This is a genomic window from Pantoea sp. (assembly GCF_032114055.1).
In the GTDB taxonomy this organism is placed as follows: Bacteria; Pseudomonadota; Gammaproteobacteria; order Enterobacterales; family Enterobacteriaceae; genus Pantoea.
The window spans coordinates 104,939-130,073 of sequence record NZ_DAMCTB010000007.1 but is presented as its reverse complement, the minus strand read 5'-3'; the positions used below and the strand labels follow the sequence as shown (position 1 = coordinate 130,073).

General features: G+C 57.9%; 26 protein-coding genes. 8 read left to right on the top strand and 18 right to left on the bottom strand.

Annotation, left to right across the window (positions count from 1 at the left end; translation table 11 throughout):
* Positions 1-21: 21 nt before the first annotated feature.
* Positions 22-1,773 (bottom strand): gamma-glutamyltransferase, encoded by a 1,752-nt coding sequence (gene ggt, locus RT657_RS13355; RefSeq protein WP_313655027.1) that lies wholly within the window; start codon positions 1,771-1,773, stop codon positions 22-24.
* Positions 1,774-1,975: 202 nt separating this feature from the next.
* Here ggt and RT657_RS13350 point away from each other — a divergent pair, with 202 nt between their 5' ends.
* The gene (locus RT657_RS13350; RefSeq protein WP_313655026.1) at positions 1,976-2,263 is read left to right on the top strand and encodes a DUF2756 domain-containing protein; all 288 of its coding nucleotides are present in this window, start codon (positions 1,976-1,978) and stop codon (positions 2,261-2,263) included.
* Here RT657_RS13350 and ugpQ read toward each other — a convergent pair.
* The 10 genes from ugpQ to RT657_RS13300 form a co-directional block, all read right to left on the bottom strand.
* Positions 2,260-3,003, bottom strand: coding sequence for a glycerophosphodiester phosphodiesterase (gene ugpQ, locus RT657_RS13345; protein WP_313655025.1), 744 nt, complete (start codon positions 3,001-3,003; stop codon positions 2,260-2,262). The genes RT657_RS13350 and ugpQ overlap by 4 nt on opposite strands.
* Positions 3,000-4,073, bottom strand: a complete 1,074-nt coding sequence (locus RT657_RS13340) for a sn-glycerol-3-phosphate import ATP-binding protein UgpC (protein WP_313655024.1) — start codon at positions 4,071-4,073, stop codon at positions 3,000-3,002. Before RT657_RS13340 ends, ugpQ begins: the two co-directional genes overlap by 4 nt.
* A gap of 1 nt (position 4,074) precedes the next feature.
* Positions 4,075-4,920 (bottom strand): sn-glycerol-3-phosphate ABC transporter permease UgpE, encoded by an 846-nt coding sequence (ugpE, locus tag RT657_RS13335; RefSeq protein WP_313655022.1) that lies wholly within the window; start codon positions 4,918-4,920, stop codon positions 4,075-4,077.
* Positions 4,917-5,804 carry a sn-glycerol-3-phosphate ABC transporter permease UgpA gene (ugpA, locus tag RT657_RS13330; protein ID WP_313655021.1) on the bottom strand — a complete coding sequence of 296 codons (888 nt, stop codon included), beginning with the start codon at positions 5,802-5,804 and terminating at the stop codon, positions 4,917-4,919. The genes ugpE and ugpA overlap by 4 nt, the downstream gene beginning before the upstream one ends.
* A 55-nt stretch (positions 5,805-5,859) precedes the next feature.
* Positions 5,860-7,176 carry a sn-glycerol-3-phosphate ABC transporter substrate-binding protein UgpB gene (gene ugpB / locus RT657_RS13325; protein WP_313655020.1) on the bottom strand — a complete coding sequence of 439 codons (1,317 nt, stop codon included), beginning with the start codon at positions 7,174-7,176 and terminating at the stop codon, positions 5,860-5,862.
* A gap of 389 nt (positions 7,177-7,565) precedes the next feature.
* The gene (gene livF / locus RT657_RS13320) at positions 7,566-8,279 is read right to left on the bottom strand and encodes a high-affinity branched-chain amino acid ABC transporter ATP-binding protein LivF (protein WP_313655018.1); all 714 of its coding nucleotides are present in this window, start codon (positions 8,277-8,279) and stop codon (positions 7,566-7,568) included.
* A gap of 1 nt (position 8,280) precedes the next feature.
* Positions 8,281-9,045, bottom strand: a complete 765-nt coding sequence (livG, locus tag RT657_RS13315; RefSeq protein WP_313655016.1) for a high-affinity branched-chain amino acid ABC transporter ATP-binding protein LivG — start codon at positions 9,043-9,045, stop codon at positions 8,281-8,283.
* Positions 9,042-10,313: a high-affinity branched-chain amino acid ABC transporter permease LivM gene (locus RT657_RS13310; RefSeq protein ID WP_313655015.1), complete on the bottom strand. Its 1,272-nt coding sequence runs from the start codon at positions 10,311-10,313 to the stop codon at positions 9,042-9,044. Before RT657_RS13310 ends, livG begins: the two co-directional genes overlap by 4 nt.
* On the bottom strand, positions 10,310-11,236 hold the full coding sequence (livH, locus tag RT657_RS13305; RefSeq protein ID WP_313655014.1) for a high-affinity branched-chain amino acid ABC transporter permease LivH: 927 nt from the start codon (positions 11,234-11,236) through the stop codon (positions 10,310-10,312). Before livH ends, RT657_RS13310 begins: the two co-directional genes overlap by 4 nt.
* Before the next feature lie 71 nt (positions 11,237-11,307).
* A complete protein-coding gene (locus RT657_RS13300; RefSeq protein WP_313655013.1) occupies positions 11,308-12,435 on the bottom strand; it encodes a branched-chain amino acid ABC transporter substrate-binding protein in 1,128 nt (375 codons plus the stop codon).
* A gap of 400 nt (positions 12,436-12,835) precedes the next feature.
* On the opposite strand from RT657_RS13300, the gene panM reads away from it, so the two are divergent.
* A complete protein-coding gene (panM, locus tag RT657_RS13295) occupies positions 12,836-13,231 on the top strand; it encodes an aspartate 1-decarboxylase autocleavage activator PanM (RefSeq protein ID WP_313655011.1) in 396 nt (131 codons plus the stop codon).
* Positions 13,232-13,326: 95 nt separating this feature from the next.
* Here panM and rpoH read toward each other — a convergent pair whose 3' ends face one another.
* From rpoH to ftsY, 4 genes are all read right to left on the bottom strand, one after another.
* On the bottom strand, positions 13,327-14,184 hold the full coding sequence (gene rpoH, locus RT657_RS13290; RefSeq protein WP_010253314.1) for an RNA polymerase sigma factor RpoH: 858 nt from the start codon (positions 14,182-14,184) through the stop codon (positions 13,327-13,329).
* A 241-nt stretch (positions 14,185-14,425) separates the two neighbouring features.
* Positions 14,426-15,409 (bottom strand): permease-like cell division protein FtsX, encoded by a 984-nt coding sequence (gene ftsX, locus RT657_RS13285; protein WP_313655009.1) that lies wholly within the window; start codon positions 15,407-15,409, stop codon positions 14,426-14,428.
* Positions 15,399-16,067, bottom strand: a complete 669-nt coding sequence (ftsE, locus tag RT657_RS13280) for a cell division ATP-binding protein FtsE (RefSeq protein ID WP_128086063.1) — start codon at positions 16,065-16,067, stop codon at positions 15,399-15,401. Before ftsE ends, ftsX begins: the two co-directional genes overlap by 11 nt.
* Before the next feature lie 5 nt (positions 16,068-16,072).
* Complete coding sequence (ftsY, locus tag RT657_RS13275; protein WP_313655007.1) at positions 16,073-17,665, bottom strand: signal recognition particle-docking protein FtsY; 1,593 nt, start codon at positions 17,663-17,665, stop codon at positions 16,073-16,075.
* A gap of 232 nt (positions 17,666-17,897) precedes the next feature.
* Here ftsY and rsmD point away from each other — a divergent pair, with 232 nt between their 5' ends.
* Positions 17,898-18,497, top strand: a complete 600-nt coding sequence (gene rsmD, locus RT657_RS13270; protein WP_313655006.1) for a 16S rRNA (guanine(966)-N(2))-methyltransferase — start codon at positions 17,898-17,900, stop codon at positions 18,495-18,497.
* Positions 18,487-18,759 carry a DUF1145 family protein gene (locus tag RT657_RS13265; protein ID WP_313655005.1) on the top strand — a complete coding sequence of 91 codons (273 nt, stop codon included), beginning with the start codon at positions 18,487-18,489 and terminating at the stop codon, positions 18,757-18,759. The genes rsmD and RT657_RS13265 overlap by 11 nt, the downstream gene beginning before the upstream one ends.
* Positions 18,760-18,784: 25 nt before the next feature.
* Here the strand turns inward: RT657_RS13265 and RT657_RS13260 are convergent, their stop codons facing one another.
* Positions 18,785-19,141, bottom strand: coding sequence for a DUF2500 domain-containing protein (locus RT657_RS13260; protein WP_313655003.1), 357 nt, complete (start codon positions 19,139-19,141; stop codon positions 18,785-18,787).
* A gap of 142 nt (positions 19,142-19,283) precedes the next feature.
* Between RT657_RS13260 and RT657_RS13255 the strand changes: the two genes are divergently transcribed.
* Entirely contained in the window at positions 19,284-19,913 is a 630-nt protein-coding gene (locus tag RT657_RS13255; protein WP_313655002.1) for a lysoplasmalogenase, read from the top strand.
* Positions 19,914-19,998: 85 nt separating this feature from the next.
* Positions 19,999-22,284, top strand: a complete 2,286-nt coding sequence (locus RT657_RS13250) for a zinc/cadmium/mercury/lead-transporting ATPase (protein WP_313655001.1) — start codon at positions 19,999-20,001, stop codon at positions 22,282-22,284.
* 34 nt (positions 22,285-22,318) lie between these two features.
* Here the strand turns inward: RT657_RS13250 and tusA are convergent, their stop codons facing one another.
* Positions 22,319-22,570 (bottom strand): sulfurtransferase TusA, encoded by a 252-nt coding sequence (tusA, locus tag RT657_RS13245; RefSeq protein WP_010253330.1) that lies wholly within the window; start codon positions 22,568-22,570, stop codon positions 22,319-22,321.
* A 204-nt stretch (positions 22,571-22,774) separates the two neighbouring features.
* Here tusA and RT657_RS13240 point away from each other — a divergent pair, with 204 nt between their 5' ends.
* Complete coding sequence (locus tag RT657_RS13240) at positions 22,775-23,440, top strand: 7-cyano-7-deazaguanine/7-aminomethyl-7-deazaguanine transporter (RefSeq protein ID WP_313654999.1); 666 nt, start codon at positions 22,775-22,777, stop codon at positions 23,438-23,440.
* Between the two features lie 178 nt (positions 23,441-23,618).
* Positions 23,619-24,173, top strand: coding sequence for a DcrB family lipoprotein (locus tag RT657_RS13235; protein ID WP_313654998.1), 555 nt, complete (start codon positions 23,619-23,621; stop codon positions 24,171-24,173).
* A gap of 58 nt (positions 24,174-24,231) precedes the next feature.
* On the opposite strand, the gene iolE is transcribed toward RT657_RS13235, so the two are convergent.
* Positions 24,232-25,128 (bottom strand): myo-inosose-2 dehydratase, encoded by an 897-nt coding sequence (iolE, locus tag RT657_RS13230; RefSeq protein ID WP_313654997.1) that lies wholly within the window; start codon positions 25,126-25,128, stop codon positions 24,232-24,234.
* Positions 25,129-25,135: the final 7 nt, after the last annotated feature.

Here is a 25,135-nt window from a genome sequence, read left to right as displayed (position 1 = left end):
CCTGTCAGTGAACGTCTGAGATCAGTAACCGGCGCTTAAATCATCAACGCTGCGCGGATCGGAGGCGCCATACAGCATGCCATCCGGCCCGATCATGATGCTCTGGGTGCTGCCCATCGACGGCAGCACCTTCACATGCTGACCTTTGTTCTCCAGCAGGCGCAGCGTGTCGGGACTGAAGCCCTTCTCTACACGCAGCTGATCTGGCAGCCACTGATGATGGAAGCGCGGCGCATTGGTGGCTTCCGCCACGTTCATACCGAAATCGATGCTGTTGACCACCATCTGCAACACCGTAGTGATGATGCGGCTGCCGCCAGGACTGCCGGTGACCAGCCAGGTTTTCCCGCCTTTGGCGACGATGGTTGGCGACATAGATGACAGCGGCCGTTTCGCCGGCTGCACGGCATTCGCTTCGCCGCCGACCAGCCCATAGACATTTGGCGTGCCCGGCTTGGCGGAGAAGTCATCCATCTCGTTGTTCATCAGGATGCCGCTGTTACCTGCCACAATTCCGCTGCCAAAATAGGTGTTAAGCGTGTAGGTGACCGCCACCGCGTTGCCCTGCTTATCCACCACCGAGAAATGGGTGGTCTGATTGCTTTCATAAGGCTCCAGCTTGCCCGGTTTGATCTCGCTGGACGGACGCGCCTTCGCCACGTCGATCTGCTGCGCCAGCGTTTTCGCATAGGCTTTGCTGGTCAGCGCCTGCCACGGCACCTTCACGAAATCGGGGTCACCGAGATATTCCGAGCGGTCCGCGTAGGCATATTTTTCCGCTTCCGCCATCACCTGCATGGCGTCCGCGCTGCCAAAGCCCATCTTCGCCAGGTCGAAGTTCTCCAGAATATTCAGGATCTGCACGATATGGATGCCCCCGGATGAGGGCGGTGGCATAGAGAAGACTTCATAGCCCCGATAGGTGCCGCTGACAGGCGTTCGTTCCACCGCGCGGTAGGCCGCCAGATCCGCTTTACTGATCAGGCCGCCGTGCTGCGCCATCTCTCCGGCGATCTCATCCGCGATCTCCCCCTTGTAAAAGGCATCCGGCCCCTGGCGGGCGATGAGCTGCAGGCTGTGCGCCAGGTTTTTCTGCACCAGCCGATCCCCTTTCTGCCACGGCGTACCGTCCGGCTTATAGAAGATCGCTTTACTGTTGGGGTGATTAATCAGGACCTCTTTGCCGTAGGTTTTCAGGTCATCCGCCAGCGCGTCGTTGACCGGAATACCCTCGCGCGCCAGTTTGATCGCCGGTGCCAGCAGGGTGCTCAGCGGCAGCGTGCCATATTTCTGCGCGGCCAGCGCCAGTCCGGCGACGGTGCCGGGGGTGCCGGAAGCGAGGTGCGAAGTGAGCGACAGTTTGCTGTCGGCATTACCCTGCTTGTCCAGGAACATATCACGTGATGCGTGTCCCGGTGCCATTTCACGAAAATCGATGGCAGTGGCACGACCCGAGGCCGTACGCAACAGCATAAAGCCGCCGCCGCCCAGGTTGCCCGCCTGCGGGTGAGTCACAGCCAGCGCAAAGCCCACAGCGACCGCGGCATCGACCGCATTGCCGCCCTGGCGCAGGATATCCACGCCCACCCGGGTCGCCATCGCATCCACCGACGCGACCATGCCGTGCTGCGCCTTCACCGGATGAAACGTATCGCTGTCCACACCATAAGAGACCGGTGGGGCCTGCACGGGTGCGGCGTGCGCACCTGCTACCACGGTCATGCTCATTACCAGCGACCAGCTGAGCTGACGCACCCTGTTCTGCATTTTCATCCTGCCACCATCCTGTGTTGTTATTTACAATTTTTTATCATTTCTGCAAGTGCCTACAAATACAGCAAAATAACCGGGGTTAAGTCAAATCCGGAATACATCTGAAAGTAAGGTCTGTGATATCGGGTAAACTTATGGCTGCGACCCCGATGTCGGTGCGCGGTGTTGCGCACCCGGAACCCGCATTAAGAAAGGAGGAGTCATGAAAAAGTGGATGATGATTTTCGCCACCCTGCTGCCTTTCGCCAGCCAGGCGACCACGCTGAACAGCACCAACGATCCCAACCGGTCGGGTTATAACCCCAGCCAGCAGCGGATGCAGTCGCAGATGCAGAGCCAGCAGCAGCAGCAACAGCTGAAGCTGCGCCAGGATCAGCAGCGTCAGACACAGGATACGCAGCGTAAAATGCAGGAACAGCGCGACAGCGCCCGGCAGCGGGTGATCAACTCGCAGCCGGGCCAGCAGACGCAGAACCCGAATCAGAACTAATTAAAATCGGGGCCGATAATGTCGATCGCATCGGTACAGATGGCATCGACACCCCATCTGAGCAATGTCCTGGCGCGATCCGGGCTGTTGACGGTATAAACCAGAATTCTGAGGCCTGTGCTTTTCAGTTCTGTAACCCGCTCCGCAGTCAGCACCGTGTGATTCAGATGAATCGATACGCATCCCAGCGCAGTAGTTTTCGCCTGCCATTGCGGATCCCAGCTGTGCGACAGCAGACCGCGTGGCAGCTGCGGTTCGGCCTCCATTGCGGCCTCCAGCGCCTCGTAAGAAAATGAGGAGAGCAGCGGAGGCGTCTGACCCTGCCATAAAATTGCGGCGGCCTGAGCAATGGCCCGTCCGGTTTCGGCATCGCTGCCGGTTGTGGGTTTGATTTCGATGTTCGCCATCATCTGATACTGGCGACAACGCGCCGCCACCTCGTCCAGCCGCGCCAGCTTTTCACCTGAAAATGCCCTGCCAAACCAGCTGCCCGCATCGAGCTGAGAGAGTTTTTCCCATGGCAGCTGCCCTGCTACACCCCAGCCGTCGCTGGTGCGATCCAGCGTGTCATCATGCAGCAGAAAGATCTGCGCATCCGCCGATAATTTGGCATCAAATTCAATCATCTGATGACCATACTTCGCGCCGGTATCAATCGCCGCCAGGGTATTTTCCGGGGCCAGTTTGCCGCCACCGCGATGGGCGACGATACGAGGATAAGGCCAGTGTTGTGTGCTCATTCCAGACGCTTTCCATGGGTTGAATCGAAGAAGTGTAACGCATCTGACGGCAGATGCAGCCATAGCGTAGTGCCAGGCTGGGGCCGTTCACTGTGGGACAAGCGTACCACCAGCGGCGTCTCACCGATGCGGCCATGCACCAGATTATCGGCGCCCAGCATCTCCAGCGTATCGACCCGCAGTGGAACGCCGCCCTGCTCACGGCTGCTCTGGCGGATATGTTCGGGCCGGATGCCCAGCACCACGGCGCGGTTGGCCCACTTCGCTTTCATGTCGCTGAGTGGCAGCGCGTGTGAGGCGTCGAGATTAAAGCGCGAGCCGTCGCTGCTGAACTGCCCTTTCAGCAGATTCATGGCGGGCGCGCCGATAAACGAGGCCACAAACTGGCTGGCAGGACGTTCGTATACCTCCGCCGGTGAACCAATCTGCTCCACCACCCCTTTGTTCATCACCATCACCCGCTGCGCCAGCGTCATCGCCTCAACCTGGTCGTGCGTCACATAGAGACTGGTGGTCTGCAGGCGGCGATGCAGCTGCTGCAGCTCCAGCCGCATCTGCACCCGCAGGCGGGCATCGAGATTGGAGAGCGGCTCATCGAACAGAAACACCGCCGGTTCGCGCACGATGGCCCGGCCCATCGCCACCCGCTGGCGCTGTCCGCCGGAGAGTTCGCGCGGCCGACGCATCAGCAGGTGATCCAGCTCCAGGCTGCGCGCCGCCTCCAGCACCCGCTGACGGATCTGCGCTTTGCCCATGCCACGGATTTTCAGGCCATAAGCCATATTCTGCTCTACGGTCATGTGGGGATAGAGCGCATAGTTCTGAAACACCATCGCGATGCCGCGATCTTTTGGCTCTTCCTGCGTCACGCGACGGTTATCAATGTAAATATCCCCGGAGCTGACGCGCTCCAGTCCGGCGACCATCCGCAGCAGCGTAGATTTACCACAGCCGGAGGGACCGACCATCACCATAAATTCGCCCTCATTGATGGTGACGTTCAGCGGCTGGATAATCTGATTCTTGCCATCGTAAGACTTGGTTACTGCCTGAAGGGTTACACCTGCCATCTTATTTCTCACTCTCAACCAGACCGCGCACAAAGGCACGCTGCATGACTAACACCACCGCCAGCGGTGGGATCAGGGTCAATAACATTGCCGCCATTACTTCGTTCCACTGGGTCGGCGAACCGCTGGTGGAGATCATGCTTTTGATACCCGCCACCGCCGTGCCAAGGCTGGCGTCATTGATGATCAGCAGTGGCCAGAGATACTGGTTCCAGCCGTAGATAAAGGTGATCACAAACAGCGCCGCCAGATTGGTTTTCGACAGCGGCAGAACGATGTCGATGAAAAAACGCATGGCGCTGGCACCGTCGATGCGCGCCGCTTCCACCAGCTCATCCGGCAGCGACATAAAGAACTGGCGGAACAGAAAGGTGGCGGTGGCGGACGCCATCAGCGGCAGGGTTAAGCCGCTGTAGCTGTCGAGCAGGTTGAGGTCAGCAATCACCTGCACGGTAGGGAAAATACGCACTTCGACCGGCAGCATCAGCGTGACAAAGATCAGCCAGAAAAAGAGCGTGCGCAGCGGAAAGCGGAACCAGACCAGCGCAAACGCCGACAGCATCGACACAGTAATCTTGCCGAACGTGATCCCCAGCGCCATGATCGTGCTGTTAAGTAGCATCAGGCCAAACGCCGGGCCGTTGCCGTTAACGCCATGAGTCCAGATGCGTGAGATGTTCTCCCACAGGTGTGTGCCGGGCACCAGCGTCATCGGCACCTGATAAACCGCCTCGTTATCCAGCGTGGCCGCCACAAAAGCGACATAGAGCGGAAACAGGATGGTGAGCACGCCCAGCACCAGTACGATGTGGCTGAAGAGATCCAGCCCGCGTCGATTCTCAATCATTGATATTGCACCTTACGTTCGACAAAGCGGAACTGGAGCACCGTCAGCCCGATGACCAGCAGCATTAGCACCACCGACTGTGCCGCGGATGAAGAGAGATCCAGCCCGGTAAAGCCTTCGCGATAGATTTTGTAGATCAGCGTCGTGGTCGCCTGCACCGGCCCGCCGCCGGTGGCGGCATCAATCACCGGGAAGGTGTCGAAGAAGGCGTAGATCAGGTTGACCACCAGCAGAAAGAAGCTGACCGGCGCAATCAGCGGCAGCGAGAGGTTGAAAAAGCGCCGTACCGGCCCCGCGCCGTCAATCGCGGCAGCTTCCACCAGCGATTTCGGGATCGATTGCAGGGCGGCAAAGAAGAACAGGAAGTTGTAGCTCATCTGCTGCCAGATCGACGCCAGCACAATCAGGAACATCGCCTGGCCGCTGTTCTGCGCGTAGTTCCAGTTGTAGCCGAGGTGGTTCAGCAGGTAGCTGAACAGGCCCAGTCCGGGATTAAACAGGAACATCCAGAGCACCGCCGCCACTACCGGCGCTACGGCGTAGGGCAGCAGCAACAGCGTCTGATAGAGACGGCGCAGGCGCACCACATAGTCCACCAGCGCCGCCAGCAGCAGAGACGAGAGCATACCGAACACCGTCACCATCCCGCTGAATGTCAGGGTGGTCCAGAGGGTGTCGAGGTAGTAGGGATCGGCAAACAGCCGCCTGAAGTTTTCCAGTCCGACAAAGCGGCTGGAGATGCCAAAGGGATCGAGGCTTTGCAGCGAATACCACAATGCTTCACCGGCGGGCCAGAGAAAGAAAATGGCGGTAATCAGCAGCTGCGGCAGCACCAGAAGATAGGGTAACAGGCTGGTGCGAAAGACCGGACGGGATGAAGACATGGCGTACCTGGCATCAGAAAGCGCGGGCCAGCTCAGGCTGGCCCGCAAGGAGAGATTATTTCACCTGCTGTTCAAAGCGGCGCAGCAGTGCGTTGCCGCGTTTCACTGCGTTATCCAGCGCGTTTTGCGGAGACTGCTTACCGGTCCAGACGCTTTCCAGCTCTTCGTCGATCACGGTACGGATCTGCGGCATGTTGCCCAGACGCATCCCTTTCGTGAACGGCAGCGGCGGCTTGTTCATCATCTGGCGGGTGGCGATATCCGCCCCCGGATTTTTGTCGTAGAAGCCCTGCTGCTTCGTCAGCGCGTAGGCGGCGGTGGTGATCGGCAGGTAGCCGGTTTTCTGGTGCCACTCTGCGGCGATTTCCGGCTTAGCCAGGAACTGCATGAATTCGGCGACGCCTTTGTAGGTTGCTGCATCCTTGCCTTTCATTACCCACAGGCTGGCACCGCCGATCAGGGCGTTCTGCGGCGCCTCCGGCACGGTATCGTCATAAGGCATCATGCCCACGCCGAAGTTGAATTTTGCGTAATGGCGGATATCGGCCAGCGATCCTGATGAGGCGGTCGTGATGCCGCAGTCACCGTTGTAGAACTTGGCGGTGGACTCATCCTTGCGGCCAAAGTAGGTGAAGTCCCCTTTTTTGTTCATCGCTTCCAGCAGTTCGATGTGGCGAACCTGCACCGGCTTGTTGAACTCCAGCACCGCATCCAGCCCGTCAAAGCCGTTGTTTTTCGTCGCCACCGGCAGGGCATGCCAGGCGCTGAAGTTTTCAATCTGAATCCAGCCCTGCCAGCCGCTGGCGTAGCCGCAGCTCATGCCCGACTTGCGCAGTGCGGCGGCATCCGTCGCCAGCTCCTGCCAGGTTTTCGGCGGCTGATCCGGGTTCAGGCCCGCTTTTTTAAACGCGTCTTTGTTGTAATAGAGCACCGGCGTTGAGCTGTTGAACGGCTGAGAGATCAGCTGGCCTTTGCTGTCGCTGTAGTATCCCGCCACCGTGGGCACGAACTGCTTCTCGTCGAAGGGGATGCCCGCGTCTTTAAACACCTGATGCACCGGCACAATCGCCTGAGAAGCCATCATGGTTGCCGTGCCGACTTCATAGACCTGCAGCACCGCAGGCGCTTTCCCGCTGCGCACTGCCGCAATCCCGGCGGCCAGGCTCTGCTCGTAGTTACCTTTGTAGGTCGGAACGATTTTGTAATCGGGATGCGTCTGATTAAAACGCTGTGCCAGCGAATCCACTTCTTTGCCTAACTCGCCTTCCATGGAGTGCCAGAAAGGGATCTCAGTGGCGGCAATCGCCTGGCCGCTGATCGCCAGACCGAGCAGCGCGCTCATCAGGCTACGACGAAAGATAACGACGGACATAAAGTTTTCCTGTGCAGGTAAATACGCGTGAAATCACGGATTTCTGGTTCGCGAAGTAACATGACACGGAAAAATGACGGATTAATAACAGGCAGATGACAGACGGGTGACAGGCTTTATTGAGGAAAAGAGGACGCTGGCAGCGCGGCGGCAAAACGCCCACGCTGCCAGTTTTTAGTGACATAAATTGCAGAGCGATTGAAGGCTGAAAAGAGCTGACTGAGGTTTTAAATCACGCCCATCAGGCCATCCTCACCGACACGCAAGGCCGTCAGCGGCGCAGGCAGTTCGACACCGGCCGGCGCACAGCATCCGGAGCGTACTGAAGTACGTGAGGAATGCGAGCACTGCCCGGTGTCGAAATGGCAAGTAAGCCAGGCCGCTAAATCTTAAGCACCCAAATAAGCGCTGCGGACGGCTTCGTTGGAAAGGAGCGCTGCACCGGTGTCTTCAAGTACGACATGCCCGTTCTCCAGCACATAGCCGCGATCCGCCAGCTTCAGCGCCTGATTAGCATTCTGCTCTACCAGGAAGATAGTCATCCCCTCGCTGCGCAGCTGCTCAATGGTGTCGAAGATCTGCTGGATAATGATTGGTGCCAGCCCCAGCGAGGGCTCATCCAGCAGCAGCAGACGCGGCTGGCTCATCAGCGCCCGGCCAATCGCCAGCATCTGCTGCTCACCGCCCGACATCGTACCGGCGCGCTGGATTTTACGCTCCTCCAGCCGCGGAAAGAGTTCATAGACACGCCGGATGCGCGTCAGATACTCCTGCCGGCTGGCAAAAAAGCCGCCCATCGCCAGGTTCTCTTCCACCGTCATGCGTGAAAAGACCCGTCGTCCCTCTGGCACGATGGCAATCGCCTCACGCATAATGCGCGACGTTTGCCAGTCAGTAATGACCTTGCCATCAAAGGTAATGGTGCCCTGGGTCGCGCGCGGTTCGCCACACAGCGTCCCCAGCAGCGTGGTTTTTCCGGCGCCGTTGGCGCCGATCAGGGTCACGATCTCGCCCTGGTTGATTGAGAGGCTGACGTTATGCAGCGCCTGAATCTTGCCATAGTGCGCACTGACGTTTTCAATGGTTAACATTGTCTCTGCCATCTCAGGCCTCTCCTAAATAGGCACGAATGACATCCGGATTATTACGAATCTCATCCGGTGTACCGTTAGCCAGTGGCGTTCCCTGATTCACCACGTAAATGCGGTCAGAAATCCCCATCACCAGTTTCATATCATGTTCAATCAGCAGCACCGACACCTTGTGTTCGCCCCGCAGTTCCGCAATCAGCGCATCCAGCTCATGTGTCTCTTTAGGGTTGAGACCTGCGGCCGGTTCATCCAGCATCAGGATCGCCGGGCGCGTCACCATGCAGCGCGCGATCTCCAGCCGGCGCTGCTGACCATAGGCCAGGTTGCCTGCCTGGCGGTTAGCCAGATCGAGCAGACCGACCCGCTCCAGCCAGGTCGCGGCACGGTCCAGCGCCTCACTCTCACTGCGGCGAAACGCCGGGGTTTTCAGCAGGCCGGAAAACACGCCGCTCTTCAGATGCTGATGCTGTGCGACCAGCAGGTTTTCAATGACCGTCATCTCACGGAACAGACGCACATGCTGGAAGGTACGAACGATGCCCATCCGTGCAATCTTCTGGCCCGGCAGACCTTCCAGATGCTGCTCACGCAGTTTAATACTGCCGCCGGTGGGTTTGTAAAAGCCGGTCAGGCAGTTAAATACGGTGGTTTTACCGGCACCGTTTGGCCCAATCAGCGACACGATCTCCTGCGGACGCAGCTCCAGCGCCACATTGTTTACGGCTAACAGGCCGCCGAAGCGCATCATCAGGCCTTCAACGGCTAATAAAGGCTTCATGCCTGCTCTCCTTTTTTACCGGTTCTGAGTTTCAGATGCGGACGTTTCATCGGCAACAGCCCCTGTGGACGCCAGATCATCATCAGCACCATCAGGCCGCCCAGCACCAGCATGCTGTACTCATTCAGATCGCGCATCAGTTCACGTGATACCACCAGCAGAATGGCCGCCAGGATTACCGCAAACTGAGAACCCATGCCGCCCAGAACCACAATGGCCAGCACAAAGGCGGATTCGACAAAGGTAAAAGATTCCGGACTGACAAAGCCCTGACGCGCCGCAAACAGCGTACCCGCGAAACCGGCAAAAGCGGCACTGATGGTAAAGGCGGTCAGCTTGATACGGGTCGGACTCAGGCCCAGTGAACGACAGGCAATTTCATCTTCACGCAGCGCTTCCCAGGCACGGCCCAGCGGCATCCGCAGCAGCCGGTTGATCACAAACAGCGTCAGGGCGACCAGCAGCAGCGCCACCAGATAGAGGAAAATCACGCGGTCGCTGGGGTCATATTTCAGGCCAAAGAATTCATGAAAGGTGCTCCAGCCCCCCTCAGAGACTTTGCGGCCGAACTCCAGACCAAACAGCGATGGCTTAGGGATCTGCGCAATGCCGTTAGGCCCGCCGGTGATCGCCGTATTATTCAGCAGCAGAATGCGTACAATCTCACCGAAGCCGAGCGTCACGATCGCCAGATAGTCGCCGCGCAGACGCAGTACGGGAAAGCCGAGCAGCAACCCGAACAGCGCCGAGACGATACCTGCCAGCGGCAGGCACTCCCAGAAGCCAAGGCCAAAATAGTGGTTCAGCAGTGCGAAGGTGTAGGCGCCGATGGCGTAGAAACCGCCATAGCCGAGCACCAGCAGTCCGGAAAGGCCAACCACGACGTTCAACCCCAGACCAAGCATCACATAGATCAGCGTCAGCGTGGCAATATCCACTGCGCCGCGCGAGACGAAAAAGGGCCAGGCGACGGCCACGACGATAAGCGCCAGCATAAAAATCTTCTGCTTCGGCGTGGAGCCGTCAATACCTGGCAGTACCAGCGCCGGGCCGGACACTTTTTTCAGACCACGCTGCCAGAACGGACGTAACAGCTGAAACAGGAAGACCACGCCGCAGCCGACAAAGATCCAGTTCCAGCGCACCTCGCCTGCACTCTGCACCACCAGGCGGGTGCCGTCGAGACCCAGGCGCAGACCCATAAAGAAGCTGGCCAGCACCAGCAGCATAACGGCAGAGAGCAGCGCGTTGATGAAGGAGGATTTCATACTTTTTCCACCTCCGGGCGACCCAGAATGCCGGTCGGCATCACCAGCAATACCCCAATCAGCAGCGCAAAGGAGACCACATCTTTATATTCCGTACTGAGATAGGCGGAGGTCAGCGCCTCGGCGATACCCAGTACCAGGCCACCAATCATCGCGCCAGGAATGCTGCCAATTCCGCCCAGTACGGCGGCGGTGAACGCTTTCATACCGGCCATAAAGCCGATAAAGGGGTTAATTGAACCGTAGAACTGACCCAGCAACACGCCAGCGACCGCGGCCATCGCGGCCCCGATGACAAAGGTCAGAGAGATCACGCGGTCGGTATTAATGCCCAGCAGGCTGGCCATTTTCAGATCTTCTGCGCAGGCGCGACAGGCGCGGCCCATGCGGGAATAGCGGATAAAGGTGGTCAGGGCCAGCATCGCCAGGAACGTCACGACCCAGATCACCACCTGCATGGTGGAGATGGTGGCGGCAAAGCCGTTGCTCTCGCCCACCGTCCACTGGCCGGTGATCAGCCCCGGCAGCGCCAGATCCCGTGAACCCTGCGTCAGGCTGACGTAGTTCTGCAGGAAGATCGACATACCGATAGCGGAGATGAGTGCAATCAGACGCTTTGAAGAGCGTACCGGTTTATAGGCAACGCGCTCAATGCTCCAGCCATAGGCGCTGGAGATCAGGATCGCCATGACGAAGCCCGCAGCAATCATCAGCCAGCCGGTGTCGATACCCATCATCATCAGGGCGGCAATCACAATAAAGGAGACATAGCTGCCGATCATATAGACTTCGCCGTGAGCGAAGTTGATCATGCCGATAATGCCGTAAACCATGGTGTAACCAATGGCGATCAGCGCGTAGGTGCTGCCCAGGGTAACCCCGTTAAGCATCTGCTGAATGAAATAAAGAAACTGCTCGGACATAGTGAAGACCTGCATGAGAACGGGAAAATCCCCTGCCGACGCGACAGGGGATTGCTCTGCTGATAAAACGCTTACTTAACTGCGGTAGACGAACCGTCTTTGTGCCATTTGAATACGCCGAACTCGAAGCCTTTCAGATCACCCTTCTGATCCCAGCTCAGGTTACCCATTACTGTCGGCACCGGCGCGCCACTCTTCAGGTTTTTCGCAATGGCTTCCGGCTCATCGCTCTTACTACGTTCGATGCCCGCCACCAGTGACTGAATAGCGGCATAGGTCGTCCAGACAAACGGGCCGGTCGGATCTTTACGGTTCTGTGCGCTGTTCGTTTTAATCGCGTCAACAATCGCCTTATTCTCTGGCAGCTGGTCATAACGCTTCGGCAGCGTCACGTAGATGCCTTCTGAAGCATCGCCTGCAATGTTGGAGAGCGAGGCGTTACCCACGCCTTCAGGTCCCATAAAGCCCGCTTTCAGGCCAGCCGCTTTCGCCTGGCGCAGGATCTGCCCCATTTCCGGGTAGTAGCCACCGTAGTAAACGAAGTCGACGTTCTCTTTTTTCAGGCGGGCAATCAGTGTGGAGAAATCTTTATCACCGGCCGTGATGCCTTCAAACAGCACGACATTGCCGCCTTTCTCTTTCAGGGTTTTCTGAACCGATTCCGCCAGGCCCTGGCCATACTGCTGCTTGTCATGCACCACAGCGATACGCTTAGGCTTGATCTGGTCGAGGATATAGTTGGCAGCGGTCGGGCCCTGATCGGAGTCCAGGCCGGTGGTGCGCATAATGGTTTCATAACCGCGTGCGGTCAGCTCCGGTGCCGTGGCCGCTGGCGTGATCATCAGGACGCCTTCATCGTTATAAATGTCAGAAGCAGGCTGGGTCGAAGAGGAGCAAAGATGGCCGATAACATATTTGATGCCGTCGTTAACAACCTTGTTTGCTACCGCCACAGCTTGTTTTGGATCGCAGGCATCATCATATTCCACGCCCACCAGTTTATTGCCGTTTACGCCGCCTTTAGCGTTGATATCCTTAATGGCCTGGGCGGCACCGGTGAACTGCATGTCGCCATACTGCGCGACCGGCCCCGTGACAGCACCGACGATAGCGATTTTGATATCGGCAGCCAGAGCAGCATGGCTCATTGCCAGCGCAACGCAACCCGCCAGTAATGCGCGGCCTTTACTCATTTTCATGCGGACTTCCCCATCTTGTTGTGTCTGTGATTTGTGGTTTGCAATGCCTGCCGGATAAAGCCGAAAAATGATGTTTATGAATGATTTAGCGCGCTTTTCCGGTATTTTCTGATAATAAGGCTATATTTTTCAGTTCATTAAACAGGAATTTTCTTCTTTAAATCAACTGACACATTGGGAAACAGCCCACCAAAGCAGCATAATCATCTGGTTGTTATGCAGCCATTTCAGTCGATTCTCCAGCGCGTTATGCTGGCATTTGCGCCGCTTATTGTTCTTTATCTCCTCAATCCTGGCATCCAGACCCGCTTTTGACCTGTTTTTAACTTAAAAAAGTGACGGCGCTCTGACTGTATAAATTCGCTACACTACGCCCTTTCGACCAGTACAGGTGTTTGTTATGAAACTCACTATTCAGCGCGTGACTATGCTGACCGCACAGGACCGCATCGATCTCGGTAAAGTCTGGCCGGATCTGGAGATAGAAAAACTGGAACAGCGTCTGGATGAGCGACATCGTCTTTATGCTGCGCGCTTTAACGATCGTCTGCTGGCTGCTCTGCAACTGGAAATCTCCGGCACGCACGGCAGGATTCACCGGCTGACAGTCCGTGATGTCACCCGGCGTCGTGGCGTTGGTCAGTATCTGCTGGAGGAGACGATCAGGCAGAACGGCTCTATTGCAGACTGGTGGATTGCTGATGATGGCAGTGACGATCAGCAGGTACGGGCGGCCTTTATGCAGGCATGCGGTTTTCGGGCGCAGAGTGATGGCTGGATATGGAGGGCAGAGTAAGCGTCCGGTGCTGAACGAAAAGAGAGCAGACAGGCGCCGGGTGGAGAAACAAAAAGGGCGACATCTTATGTCGCCCCTTGCGGTGTTGAAGTGCGTTACGCTTCGATCGCCATTCGCAGTTTTTTCATGGCGTTCTTTTCCAGCTGCCGTACACGTTCGGCGGAGACGCCATACTGGTCGGCCAGTTCCTGCAGCGTGGTTTTATTATCTTCGTCCAGCCAGCGGGCACGGATGATGTGCTGACTACGCTCATCCAGACCTTCCATCGCATAACTCAGCTTGTCAGCCGCGTGTGCATCCCAGTTGTCCTCTTCGATGCCGTCAGCAAAGTCAGAGGTTTTATCCTGCAGATAAAGCACCGGCGCCATCGAACGGCCTTCGCTGCTCTCGTCGTCGGCAGACATATCAAAGGTCATATCCTGCGCGGCCATACGCGACTCCATTTCGCGCACGTCTTTACTGCTGACGCCCAGCTCGCGGGCCACCATCTCGACCTCATCCTGGTTAAACCAGCCCAGACGCTGCTTGGTTTTACGCAGGTTAAAGAAGAGTTTACGCTGTGCTTTGGTGGTCGCGACTTTCACGATGCGCCAGTTACGCAGCACATATTCGTGGATCTCGGCTTTAATCCAGTGCACGGCAAACGAAACCAGACGTACGCCTACTTCAGGATTGAAGCGACGCACTGCTTTCATCAGGCCGATATTACCTTCCTGCACCAGGTCCGCCTGTGGCAGGCCATAGCCGGAGTAGTTACGAGCGATATGAACTACAAAGCGTAGGTGAGACAGGATCAGCGTCTTGGCTGCATCCAGATCGCCCTGGTAATGCAGCCGTTCAGCCAACGCTTTTTCCTCTTCAGCCGAGAGCATCGGCCAGGTGTTCGCCGCCCGGACGTAAGACTCCAGGTTGCCAAGAGGAGCAATAGCTAAAGTTTGCATTTCTTTGGTCATTCAAACCCTCACAAATTCAGTGGAATTGCCGCACATTTCCCTGCGCAGACGATACAGTAAGTCAACGTCGCGCGAAATCCGAAAGCAATCTGTGCTACTTAGAGTGGCAAAGTTATCCACAAGTTCAATTTAACGGGTGAATATTTTACACACAGATGACACGAAGGGAAGAGGGGAAGTGGTCCTCTGCACCCTATGTCGGTAGCAGAGGACTATTATAACAAAAAAATGTTGCAGGCGTTTACTGCGGCGTAAATCGACGTAAATGTTGTACGGTTGCGAGCCAGGCCGCGACCCAGCCAATGATGGCCGCAATCAGCAGCAGCAGCAGTGCTTCATCCCACGAAAAGCCCTCCAGCGAGAAGGTAGTGCCAAACACGGTTGCCACGCTGGCCACCACCGACTGCAGTCGCAGCACCAGAACTTCTGACAGCAGCAGCGACAGCACCGCGCCACTGAAGCCCAGCAGCGCCCCGCCATAGAGGAACGGACGCAGGATAAAGCCGTCGGTCGCGCCGATTAGCTTCTGCACGTTGATGGTGTCACGCCGGGCAAAGATACTGAGCCGGACGCTGTTGCCAATCACCAGGAACACCGCCACGATCATCAGCACGCCGATCATAGAGGCAACCTGCCCGACCAGGCCGGTCAGCGCCGCCAGACGGGCAAACCAGCTATCGTCCATGCGCACTTCATCCACGCCCTGCACTTTGGTGACCCGCTCGCGCAGGCTCTGCATGGTGTCTGCGTTCTGGAAATTCAGTTTCGGCGTAATGATGGCGACCGCAGGCAGCGGATTCTGCTCCAGCATATCCATCGCGCCGCCAAAGCCTGACCAGTTGCGAAACTCGTTCAGCGCCTCTTCGCGCGTCAGGTAGTTGACGTTATCCACCCCTTCGACCTGCCTGAGCTGCGCCACCACGTTTTCTGCCGCCGAGTCATCCAGGGTTTTGGAGAGGTAGACCGTTAGCTGCGGGGCCGGATACCACTGCGTGGCCGCCTGGCTGACATTCTTCCAGACCATATAGCAGACGCTGGGCAGCGTCAGGGAGATAGCGATGACCATCACCGTCAGCAGGGTGGCCAGCGGCTGACGCCACATGTCCGACAGCGTGCCGCGCAGCGCATAACGCCACTGCTCCTGCCAGCCGCCCTTCAGGGCTTTGCTCTTTGACGGCTGCTTCGTTTTCGGCGCAGCCGGGCGTTTAATACGTTTATTGACCATCGTGGCCTCCGTGCAGACGTCCCTGATTCAGCGTCATCATCCGGTAGTTGCGCCGGGCGATCAGGCCGCTGTCATGCGTCGCCATCAGAACGGTGACGCCGACGCGGTTAAACTCTTCGAACAGGCGCAGAATGTCTTCGGAGAGCGCGTCGTCGAGGTTACCGGTCGGTTCATCGGCCAGCAACACGGCCGGCTTGTTCACCACCGCACGGGCAATGCCCACACGCTGCTGTTCACCGCCAGAGAGCTGGATCGGAAAACTTTTCGCTTTGTCGAGCAGCCCGACTTTATCGAGTGCCGCCGAGACGCGACGGCGGATATCTTCGCCGCTGGCACCAGAGATAATCAGCGGGATCGCTACATTGTCATAGACCGAACGATCCATCAGCAGATGGTGATCCTGAAAGATCATGCCAATCTGACGACGCAGGAACGGCACCTCGCTGTTACGCAGGCGGGAAATGTCATGACCGCTGAACCAGATCTTTCCGGCACTCGGGCGCTCAATGCCACAAATCAGCTTCAGCAAGGTACTTTTACCGGCACCGGAATGGCCGGTCAGGAACGCCATTTCGCCAGGGCGCAGATGAAAATCGACCCCCTGTAGCGCCTGACGTCCGCCGAGATATGCCTTACTGACCTCTTCAAAGCGAATCATCCTAATTAGTCCTCTCGGGCAAACAGTGCCTCAATAAAATCGTCCGCCTTAAACGGTCGTAAATCTTCAATGCCTTCTCCGACGCCGATGTAGCGAATCGGAATACCGAACTGATCGGCCACCGAGAAGATCACGCCGCCTTTGGCGGTGCCGTCCAGCTTGGTGAGCGCAATCCCGGTCAGGCCGACCGCTTCGTTAAAGAGTCGGGCCTGGCTGACCGCATTCTGTCCGGTGCTGGCATCCAGCGTCAGCATCACTTCGTGCGGGGCTGACTCATCCAGCTTTTTCATCACGCGGGTGATTTTTTTCAGCTCTTCCATCAGGTGCGATTTGTTCTGCAGACGACCCGCGGTATCGGCGATCAGCACGTCAACGCCGCGCGATTTGGCGGCCTGAATCGCATCGAAGATCACCGATGCCGAATCTGCACCGGTATGCTGTGCAATCACCGGAATGTTGTTGCGCTGGCCCCACACCTGCAGCTGCTCAACCGCCGCCGCACGGAAGGTATCGCCCGCCGCTAACATCACTGACTTACCTTCAGCCTGATACTGGCGCGCCAGTTTACCAATGGTTGTGGTTTTACCGACACCATTGACGCCTACCATCAGGATGACAAACGGCGTTTTGCCTGAGACGTCCAGCGGCGCATCAACTTTCGCCAGAATTGAGGCCATCTCTGCCTTCAGCAGACCATACAGCGCTTCCGCATCACGCAACTGCTTGCGGTTCGCCTGCTGAGTCAGATGGGCAATGATGCGGCGCGTCGTTTCCACCCCGACATCGGCAATCAGCAGCTGCTCTTCCAGCTCGTCAAACAGATCATCATCAATCTTTTTGCCACGGAACAGGCTGACAAAACCGGAACCGAGGTTTTGTCGGGTTTTCACCAGGCTGCGCTTCAGGCGGGCGAAGAAGCCCTCTTTGCCCGGACGCTCCTGCTCCTGCGCGATGAGTGGCGCGGCGGCGAGCGGAAGGTCGCTGACGGTATCTGCTGACGGCTCTGTGGGTGCCGCCTGCGCTGCGTCAGCGTCATCCAGCGCCAGCGCGGTCAGTTCATCCTCAGACAGCGGCGCCTCTTCTTCGCGGTGCGGGGTTTCCACGACGTCAGCGTCATCCAGCGCCAGCGCGGTCAGTTCATCCTCGGACAGCGGCGCCTCTTCTTCGCGATGCGGGGTTTCCACGACGTCGGCGTCGCCCAGCGCCAGTGCGGTCAGCTCTTCTTCGCTTAACGGTGCGTCTGCCGGTTCTTCGTTGGCGACGGGGGTAATCACGCTGTCGGCGTCGATAACTGGTGCGGTATCGTGTTCAGGGGCGGCCTCAACCGGCTCAGCCTCATCCAGTAACTCAGGTGCCGCTTCATAAGGCGCGGCAGCGGTGACGTCCGCTTCACGCTGCTGTTCAGCCACCGTTTCGGTGATAGCAACCGTCTCTTCCGCCTGCGTTTCAGCCTGGCGGAGTGCCGGATCGTCCTGTTCTGTCTGCTGCGGAGCGGGTTCAGCAATTGCCTGGGTCTGCTCTTCCGCTACAGGTTGTTTCTCTTCCTCTTTGCCAAATCCCAGCCAGGAAAAAAAGCCACGTTTTTTCTCTTTTGCCATTGTGTGACGACACTCCTCGATGGCTTTGTCCTGGTCGCGCGTGGTTTCCAGGGGTAAATCAATGAAAGTTAGTCAGCGCCAGACCGGCGTAAACCACAGAATAATGCATGACTTCAGCAACTCAGTAGTCTAACACTTTCCTGCCAGCTCACCACAGCACCCTTTTTTAACGTTTCTTCTCGCCGATTCGCCCGTTAAACTACGCAACAAATTATGACGAGTTGTGAGCAAGATGAATAAAAACCCCCGCAGTACAGGCGGTGCCGGGCAGATTCGCATCATTGGCGGCCAGTGGCGCGGACGTAAATTGCCGGTGCCGGACAGTGCCGGACTGCGTCCGACGACCGATCGGGTGCGTGAGACGCTGTTTAACTGGCTGGCCCCCGTGCTGCCAGAGGCGCGCTGCCTCGACTGCTTTGCCGGAAGCGGCGCGTTAGGTCTGGAAGCCCTTTCGCGTTATGCGGGCTCGGCGACGCTGCTGGAGCTGGAACGTCCGGTCGCGCAGCAGCTGACAAAAAATCTGCAGACGCTGCGCGCCACAAATGGCACCGTGATTCAGACCAATGCGTTAAACTGGCTGGCCCAGCCCGGTGAACCCTTTGACGTGGTGTTTATCGATCCGCCGTTTCGTCAGGGACTCCTGGCGCAGACGTTACAGCTGCTGGAGAACAATCACTGGCTGGCCGATCAGGCGCTGATTTATGTAGAAAGTGAAGTGGAAAATGGCGCGCCGCCGGTGCCGCCAGCGTGGGACCTCTATCGCGAGAAAATAGCCGGACAGGTCGCTTATCGTTTGTATCAACGTCAACAGGAGACGCAGGATGTTACTTAATTTGGGGCGTCTGTTGATGCTATGCGTATGGGGATATTTACTGGCTAACGTGGTGCATCCCTACCCAAAACCGCTGACTTATTTCATCAACGTGGCGCTCTTTTTCATGATCATGATGCATGGTCTGCAGCTCGTCCTGCTGCGCGCAACGCAGACTAAAGATGCACCGCCGATTGACCGCGCCACACAGATCAAAGTATTCCTGTTCGGTGTTTTTGAACTGGTGGCCTGGCAGAAAAAGCATTTCCCACGCAAAAAATAGCGCGGGCAGGCATTCTGCACGTGGTTTACTGCAGGGGCGTGAAACGGATAAAGCGCGTTCCCTGCATCGTCAGCTCTCCCCTGGCACCTTTATCCAGCTGATGATACTCGCCCTCCTTTAGCTGCACTCTGATATCGCTGGCCCCGTTCAGTGGATGAAACAGCACCTCATACCGCATCTCTTCCCCGGCAATGACTTCGCGCTGACGTGAACGACGATTGGGCGCCGGGAATTCGCGTTTGCTGCGGACCTCGGCCTGCAGAGAACGCGCAGGTGCGGCGTCATTCACCGCGCCTTCGCGGCGCTGCTTGATAAACTGACGGGTCGCCAGCACGGCGATGATCGCCAGGACGATAACAAAGATTAACGGCGGTTTACTCATCGCATTCCCGTAGCGGTGAAGAGGAATCAGGCGGCAAAGCATACAACCAGAGTTGCCTGATTGTCACATCGCAGAGGCGTAACCTAAACTGGAAGGGATATTTTGGGATCTTTCACCATTCTGAGTAAAAAAGGGAGAAACAATGCTCTGGTCTTTCCTCGCTGTCCTGTTCTCCGGCTGGCTCTATGTCGATGCCAGCTATCGCGGCCCTCAATGGCAGCGCTGGCTGTTTAAACCGGTCACCCTGCTGCTGCTGGTCGGACTCGCCTGGCAGGCCCCGGTGCTGCAAAGCACAGACTATCTGATTCTGGCTGGTCTGGTCGCCACGCTGATTGGTGATGCGTTAACGCTGCTGCCGCGTCAGCAGATGCTCTATGCCATTGGGGCCTTTTTCCTGTCGCACCTGCTCTATACGCTCTGCTTCGCTGCCAGTATGACCATGACCTTCTTCTGGCCGATTCCGCTGACGCTGCTGATCATCGGTGCTGCCGTGATCGCTATCATCTGGAGCCGGCTGGAAGATCTGCGCTGGCCTGTCTGTACCTTTATCGGTATGACACTGGTGATGACGTGGATCGCCACTGAGCAGTATTTCTTCCGTCCGACCGATTACAGCTTCTCTATCATGGTTGGTGCCGGTCTGCTGTTGCTGGCCAATGTCGTCTGGTTCCTTTCGCACTATCGTCGTCGCTTCACCGCCGACAGCGCCATTGTCGCCGCCTGTTACTTTGCCGGGCACTTTATGATCGTGCGCTCGCTGTGGGTGGTCTGACAAAAGCGCCTTGACTCTGGAGTCGACTCCAGAGTGTAGGATGATGGGATGGGCAGCGTCGCTCATCCCTTTATCCGGAGGTCGTATGCAACATCACCATGCCTGTGGCTGTGGCAAACCCCGCGCCAGCCACACTGCCGTAAAACCGCTGTGCCAGGTGCCCCAGGCTCATCCCCTCACTCTTTCCCTCCAGGCTGCTACACCTGTGACGTCGGACAAGGCAGAGTGCTGCTGTGACAGCGCCTGCAGTGGCGGCAGTGACGCCGACGCGGCAGAGGAAAGTGACCGGCGAGGCCGCGTTTATCCCTTTAGCTGGCAGATTCAGGGAATGGATTGTCCCGCCTGCGCCCGCACCGTTGAAACCGCTGTTCGTCAGGTAAGTGGTGTCACCGACGCCCGCGTCCTCTTCAGCAGCGAGAAGCTGATGGTCAGCGCCGACACCGATGTGCAGAACGCGGTTGAACAGGCCGTGGAAAAAGCCGGATTCCGGCTGGCGCCTCCTTCTTCTCCCTCCGGCTCACCGGTCACGCCAGACTGGCAGCAAAACCGGATGCTGATTGTGCTGGCGCTGCTGGTACTCGCCAGCACCCTGCTCAGCCAGCTTGCGCCGGTCTGGGGCGATCGCCTGTTTGTGGTGACCACGCTGGCGGGCCTGCTCCCGGTGGCGCGCGCAGCCTGGCAGCGTCTGCGCAGCGGATCGCCGTTTACCATTGAGACATTGATGACCGTGGCATCGGCGGGCGCACTGATGATTGGCGCACACGCAGAAGCGGCGATGGTGCTGGTCCTGTTTCAGCTGGGCGAACGGCTGGAAAGTTACGCCGCCTCGCGGGCGCGCAGCGGCGTCACCCGCCTGATGGCGTTGCGGCCCGAATCGGCGATTCGCCTGCAACAGGGCAAAGGTGTTGAGGTGTCGGTTGCCGCGCTGCAACCCGGCGACGTCATTGAAGTCGCGGCGGGCAGCCGTTTACCGGTTGATGGCCGCTTACTCAGCCCGATGGCCAGTTTCGACGAGAGCGCCCTGACCGGCGAATCCCTGCCGGTGACGCGGAGCTGCGGCGAAACGCTGTCTGCCGGTGTCACCAGCGTTGACCGGCTGGTGCAGCTGGAAGTGGTGTCGAAGCCCGGTGAGAGCGCAATCGATCGTATCCTGCAGCTGATTGAAGAAGCGGAAACGCATCGCGCCCCGGTTGAGCGTTTCATCGACCGCTTCAGTCGTATCTATACGCCGCTGGTGATGCTGCTGTCGCTGCTGGTAATGGTGGTGGTGCCGCTCTCTGGCGCAGGCGACTGGCAGCCGTGGATCTACAAAGGGCTGACCCTGCTGCTGATTGGCTGCCCCTGTGCGCTGGTGATCTCTGTTCCGGCCGCCATCACGTCCGGGCTGGCGGCGGCGGCGCGTCAGGGTGCGCTAATTAAAGGCGGAGCGGCGATGGAGCGGCTGAGTTCGCTGCGCTGCATTGCGTTTGATAAAACCGGCACGCTGACGCTGGGCAAGCCCGAACTGACGCAGATCCTGCGGTTTGGCGCAGGCGACGAGACAGCGATCCTGACACTGAGCGCCGCCGTGGAACAGGGGGCAACGCATCCGCTGGCCAGCGCCATCGTGGCGGCCGCGCAGACACGCCATCTGACGCTGCCTGAGGCACACGATCAGCAGGTGCTGGCGGGACGCGGCATCAGTGCCCGCATCGCAGGCCAGCAGGTGCAGCTGCTGGCACCCGCGCATGCACCCGGCCTGACGGCGGCGCAACGCGCGCAGATTGCGCAGCGGGAAGCGGAAGGGGAAACCCTGGTCGTGCTGCTGCGCAAGGATGAGGTACTGGGTGCCCTGGCGCTGCGCGATCGGCTGCGCGACGACGCGGCCGCTGCGGTGCAGGCGCTGAAAAAACTGGGAATCGAAAGCCTGATGCTGACCGGGGATAACCCGCGGGCCGCCGCCACGATCGCGCGCCAGCTACAGATTGATTATCGCGCCAGCCTGCTGCCTGCCGACAAGGTTGCGGCGGTGCGCGAACGGAGTCAGCAACAGCCGCTGGCGATGGTCGGGGATGGCATCAACGATGCGCCCGCCATGAAGGCGGCGACCCTGGGAATTGCGATGGGCAGCGGCACCGATGTGGCACTGGAAGCGGCCGATGCGGCCCTGACGCAAAATCAGCTCGGCCACCTCGCACCCATGATTGCGCTGGCCCGCCGGACCCGCCGCATTATCCGTCAGAATATCGGCATTGCGCTGGGATTAAAGGCGATTTTCCTGGTCACCACCCTGCTGGGGCTGACCGGACTCTGGCTGGCGGTCGTGGCCGATTCAGGGGCCACCGCGCTGGTCACCGCCAACGCGCTGCGGTTACTGCGGCGACGTGCCTGAAGAGGGAGGTTAACGGCGGTCTGGCCCGCCGTCGTTAACCCGCCATGCCTTTGCGGATCAGAAACTGATAGGGCAGCGTGTCGGTCTGCTGTGCCAGCAGGCCGTGTTCCATAAAGCGACAGAAACCAGGAATATCGCGTGTGGTAGCCGGATCATCGGCGATGATCAGCAATGTCTCGCCATCCTGCAGGCTGCGTACGGTTTTGCGCACCATCATGACCGGCTCCGGGCAACGCAGGCCGCGGGCATCCAGCTGATGGTCGGCAGAGGAAAAAGCATCGCTCATAATCGACTCGGTTCAGGTAAGGGGCGCTCATTCTAGCGCGTGCAGGCGGCGACGCAAGGCGATAACGATTGCGTTAAAATTAACCATTGCATAAAAAGCACAACGCGGTAAGATGCCGCCGCTTTTTGCTCATAAAACTGCCCGTCACCGCTCGAACGGTGTCGCGCAATGGGTTCCCTCACCCCAACATTAAAAAGGTCGACTATGCTCGCATTTTCTTCACGTCAGCGCATGCATGCGCTTTTCTGGTTATCGCTGTTTCACCTGCTGGTGATCACCTCAAGTAACTATCTGGTCCAGCTGCCGGTTGCCATTTTTGGTTTCCACACCACCTGGGGCGCGTTCAGCTTTCCGTTTATCTTCCTGGCGACCGATCTCACCGTGCGTATCTTTGGCGCACCGCTGGCCCGACGCATTATTCTGGCAGTAATGATCCCGTCGCTGTTCATCTCCTATGGCATCTCTGCCCTCTTTTATCAGGGTGAATGGCAGGGCTGGCAGGCGCTGGAACAGATGAACCTGTTTGTCGCCCGTATCGCCTGCGCCAGCTTTATGGCGTACGCGCTGGGTCAGATCCTTGACGTTCACGTCTTCAACCGTCTGCGCCGTCTGCCCCAGTGGTGGGCCGCACCGGGCTGCGCCATGTTTCTGGGTAACATCAGCGATACGCTGGCCTTCTTCTTTATTGCCTTTTACAAGAGCCCCGATGCGTTTATGGCGCAGCACTGGGTCGAGATCGCCCTGGTGGATTACAGCTTCAAAGTGCTGATCTGCATGGTCTTCTTCCTGCCCGCTTATGGTGTGCTGCTCAATGCGGCGCTGAAACGACTGGCCGAACGTCAGGCCACCCGCCAGGTCAACTTCGGCTAAGCCGGGTTCTTCAGACGTCAGGGACTGACGGACAAACAGGCGTCTGACTCACCCGACGACTGGCCACCCTGCCATTCCGGCAATTATCCGCTAAGATCTTCTGACAATCATCAGGTTGCGTTTGCAGCCTGATTCCTGTTGTATTAGTGCCTGACCGGAAACTGAAAAAGGGATTCTGATGCGCAAGCTGGTGAAATATGTAGGAATGAGTTTACTGGTACTGGGCTTAGCGGCCTGTGACCAGAAGAAAGAGGACGCGGCGAATGACAACGGCGTCAGCGCCAGTCAGTCAGCGCAGACCGTCACGCTGATGGATGGCAAGCTGAGCTTCTCACTGCCACCCGGCATGTCAGATAAAAGCGGTAAGCTGGGTTCACAGACCACCAATATGCACGTCTATGCGGATGAAACCGGCGCACGCGCCATTATCGTGATTGCGGGCGAACCAACCAGCGACGGGTTGGATGTGCTGTCACAGCGTATGGAGCAGCAGCAGCGTAACCGTGACCCGCAGCTGCAGGTCGTGTCGAACAAATCTGTGACGCTGAAAGATCAGCCGGCGCAGCAGCTGGATACCGTGATTTCCGCCAACAATCAGACCTCCTGGTCTTCGGTGATTCTGGCGAAAGTTGATGGCAAGCTCGTGACACTGCAGATTACGCTGCCAGGCGATAATCAGCAGCAGGCGCAGAGCGACGCTGATGCGATTGTGAAAAGCATTACTCTGAAGTAAATCGGCTGGCTGGCTTCCCTGCCTGGCAGAGAAGTCAGCCTGTCAGCTTAAAACCGTTTTATAAACCTGCATTCTCGCGAATATATCTGCGGGCTTTCACCGCATATTCGAAGGGATTCGCCAGCGCCGGATCCTGTTCCGCTTCCACCACCATCCAGCCTTTATAACCGTAATCATCCAGAATCCTGAACACCGGCGTAAAGTCGATCACGCCATCGCCCGGTACGGTAAAGGTGCCCTTTTTAACGCCTTCCAGAAACGAAAGATGATTCTCCCGGACGTCGGCGACCACCTCATCACGCACATCCTTGAGGTGAACGTGGAAGATACGCGGCAGATGCGTTTCCAGCACTGCCAGCATCTTCTGCTGTGAGCCCTCAGAATAGTAGACATGGCCGGTGTCGTAGAGCAAACCGACCTGCTCATCGGTCATCGCCATAAAGCGATCGATCTCTTCCGTGGTCTGAATACCGGTGCCCATGTGATGATGCAGCGTCACGCGCATCCCCTTCTCCGCCGCGATCCGCGCCAGCTCGTTGTAGCCTTCTGCGGTTAAGCGCCACTCTTCATCCGTGAAAACGGGTTTCTGTTCAAATACCGCCAGTTCGGTGCCCTGAATACTTCTGCTCTGCTCTGAACAGCCAACCACCCGCGCGCCCATCGCATGCAGGAAGTTTATATGCTCCATGAACTCATTAAGGGTTTTCTCTCTGTCGCCACGGGCGAAAAAGGTACTGAACCAGGCGTTACAGATCTCAATACCGCGAATGTCGAGCATCGGTTTCAGAATCGCCGGGTCGCGGGGATATTTACTGCCGACTTCGCTGCCGGTAAAGCCAGCCAGTGCCATCTCGCTGACCGTCTGCTGAAAAGTATTTTCACTGCCAAGCGCCGGCATATCGTCATTGGTCCAGCCGATCGGCGCGATCGCCAGTTTTACGTTCTCTTTGTTCATTGTCGTG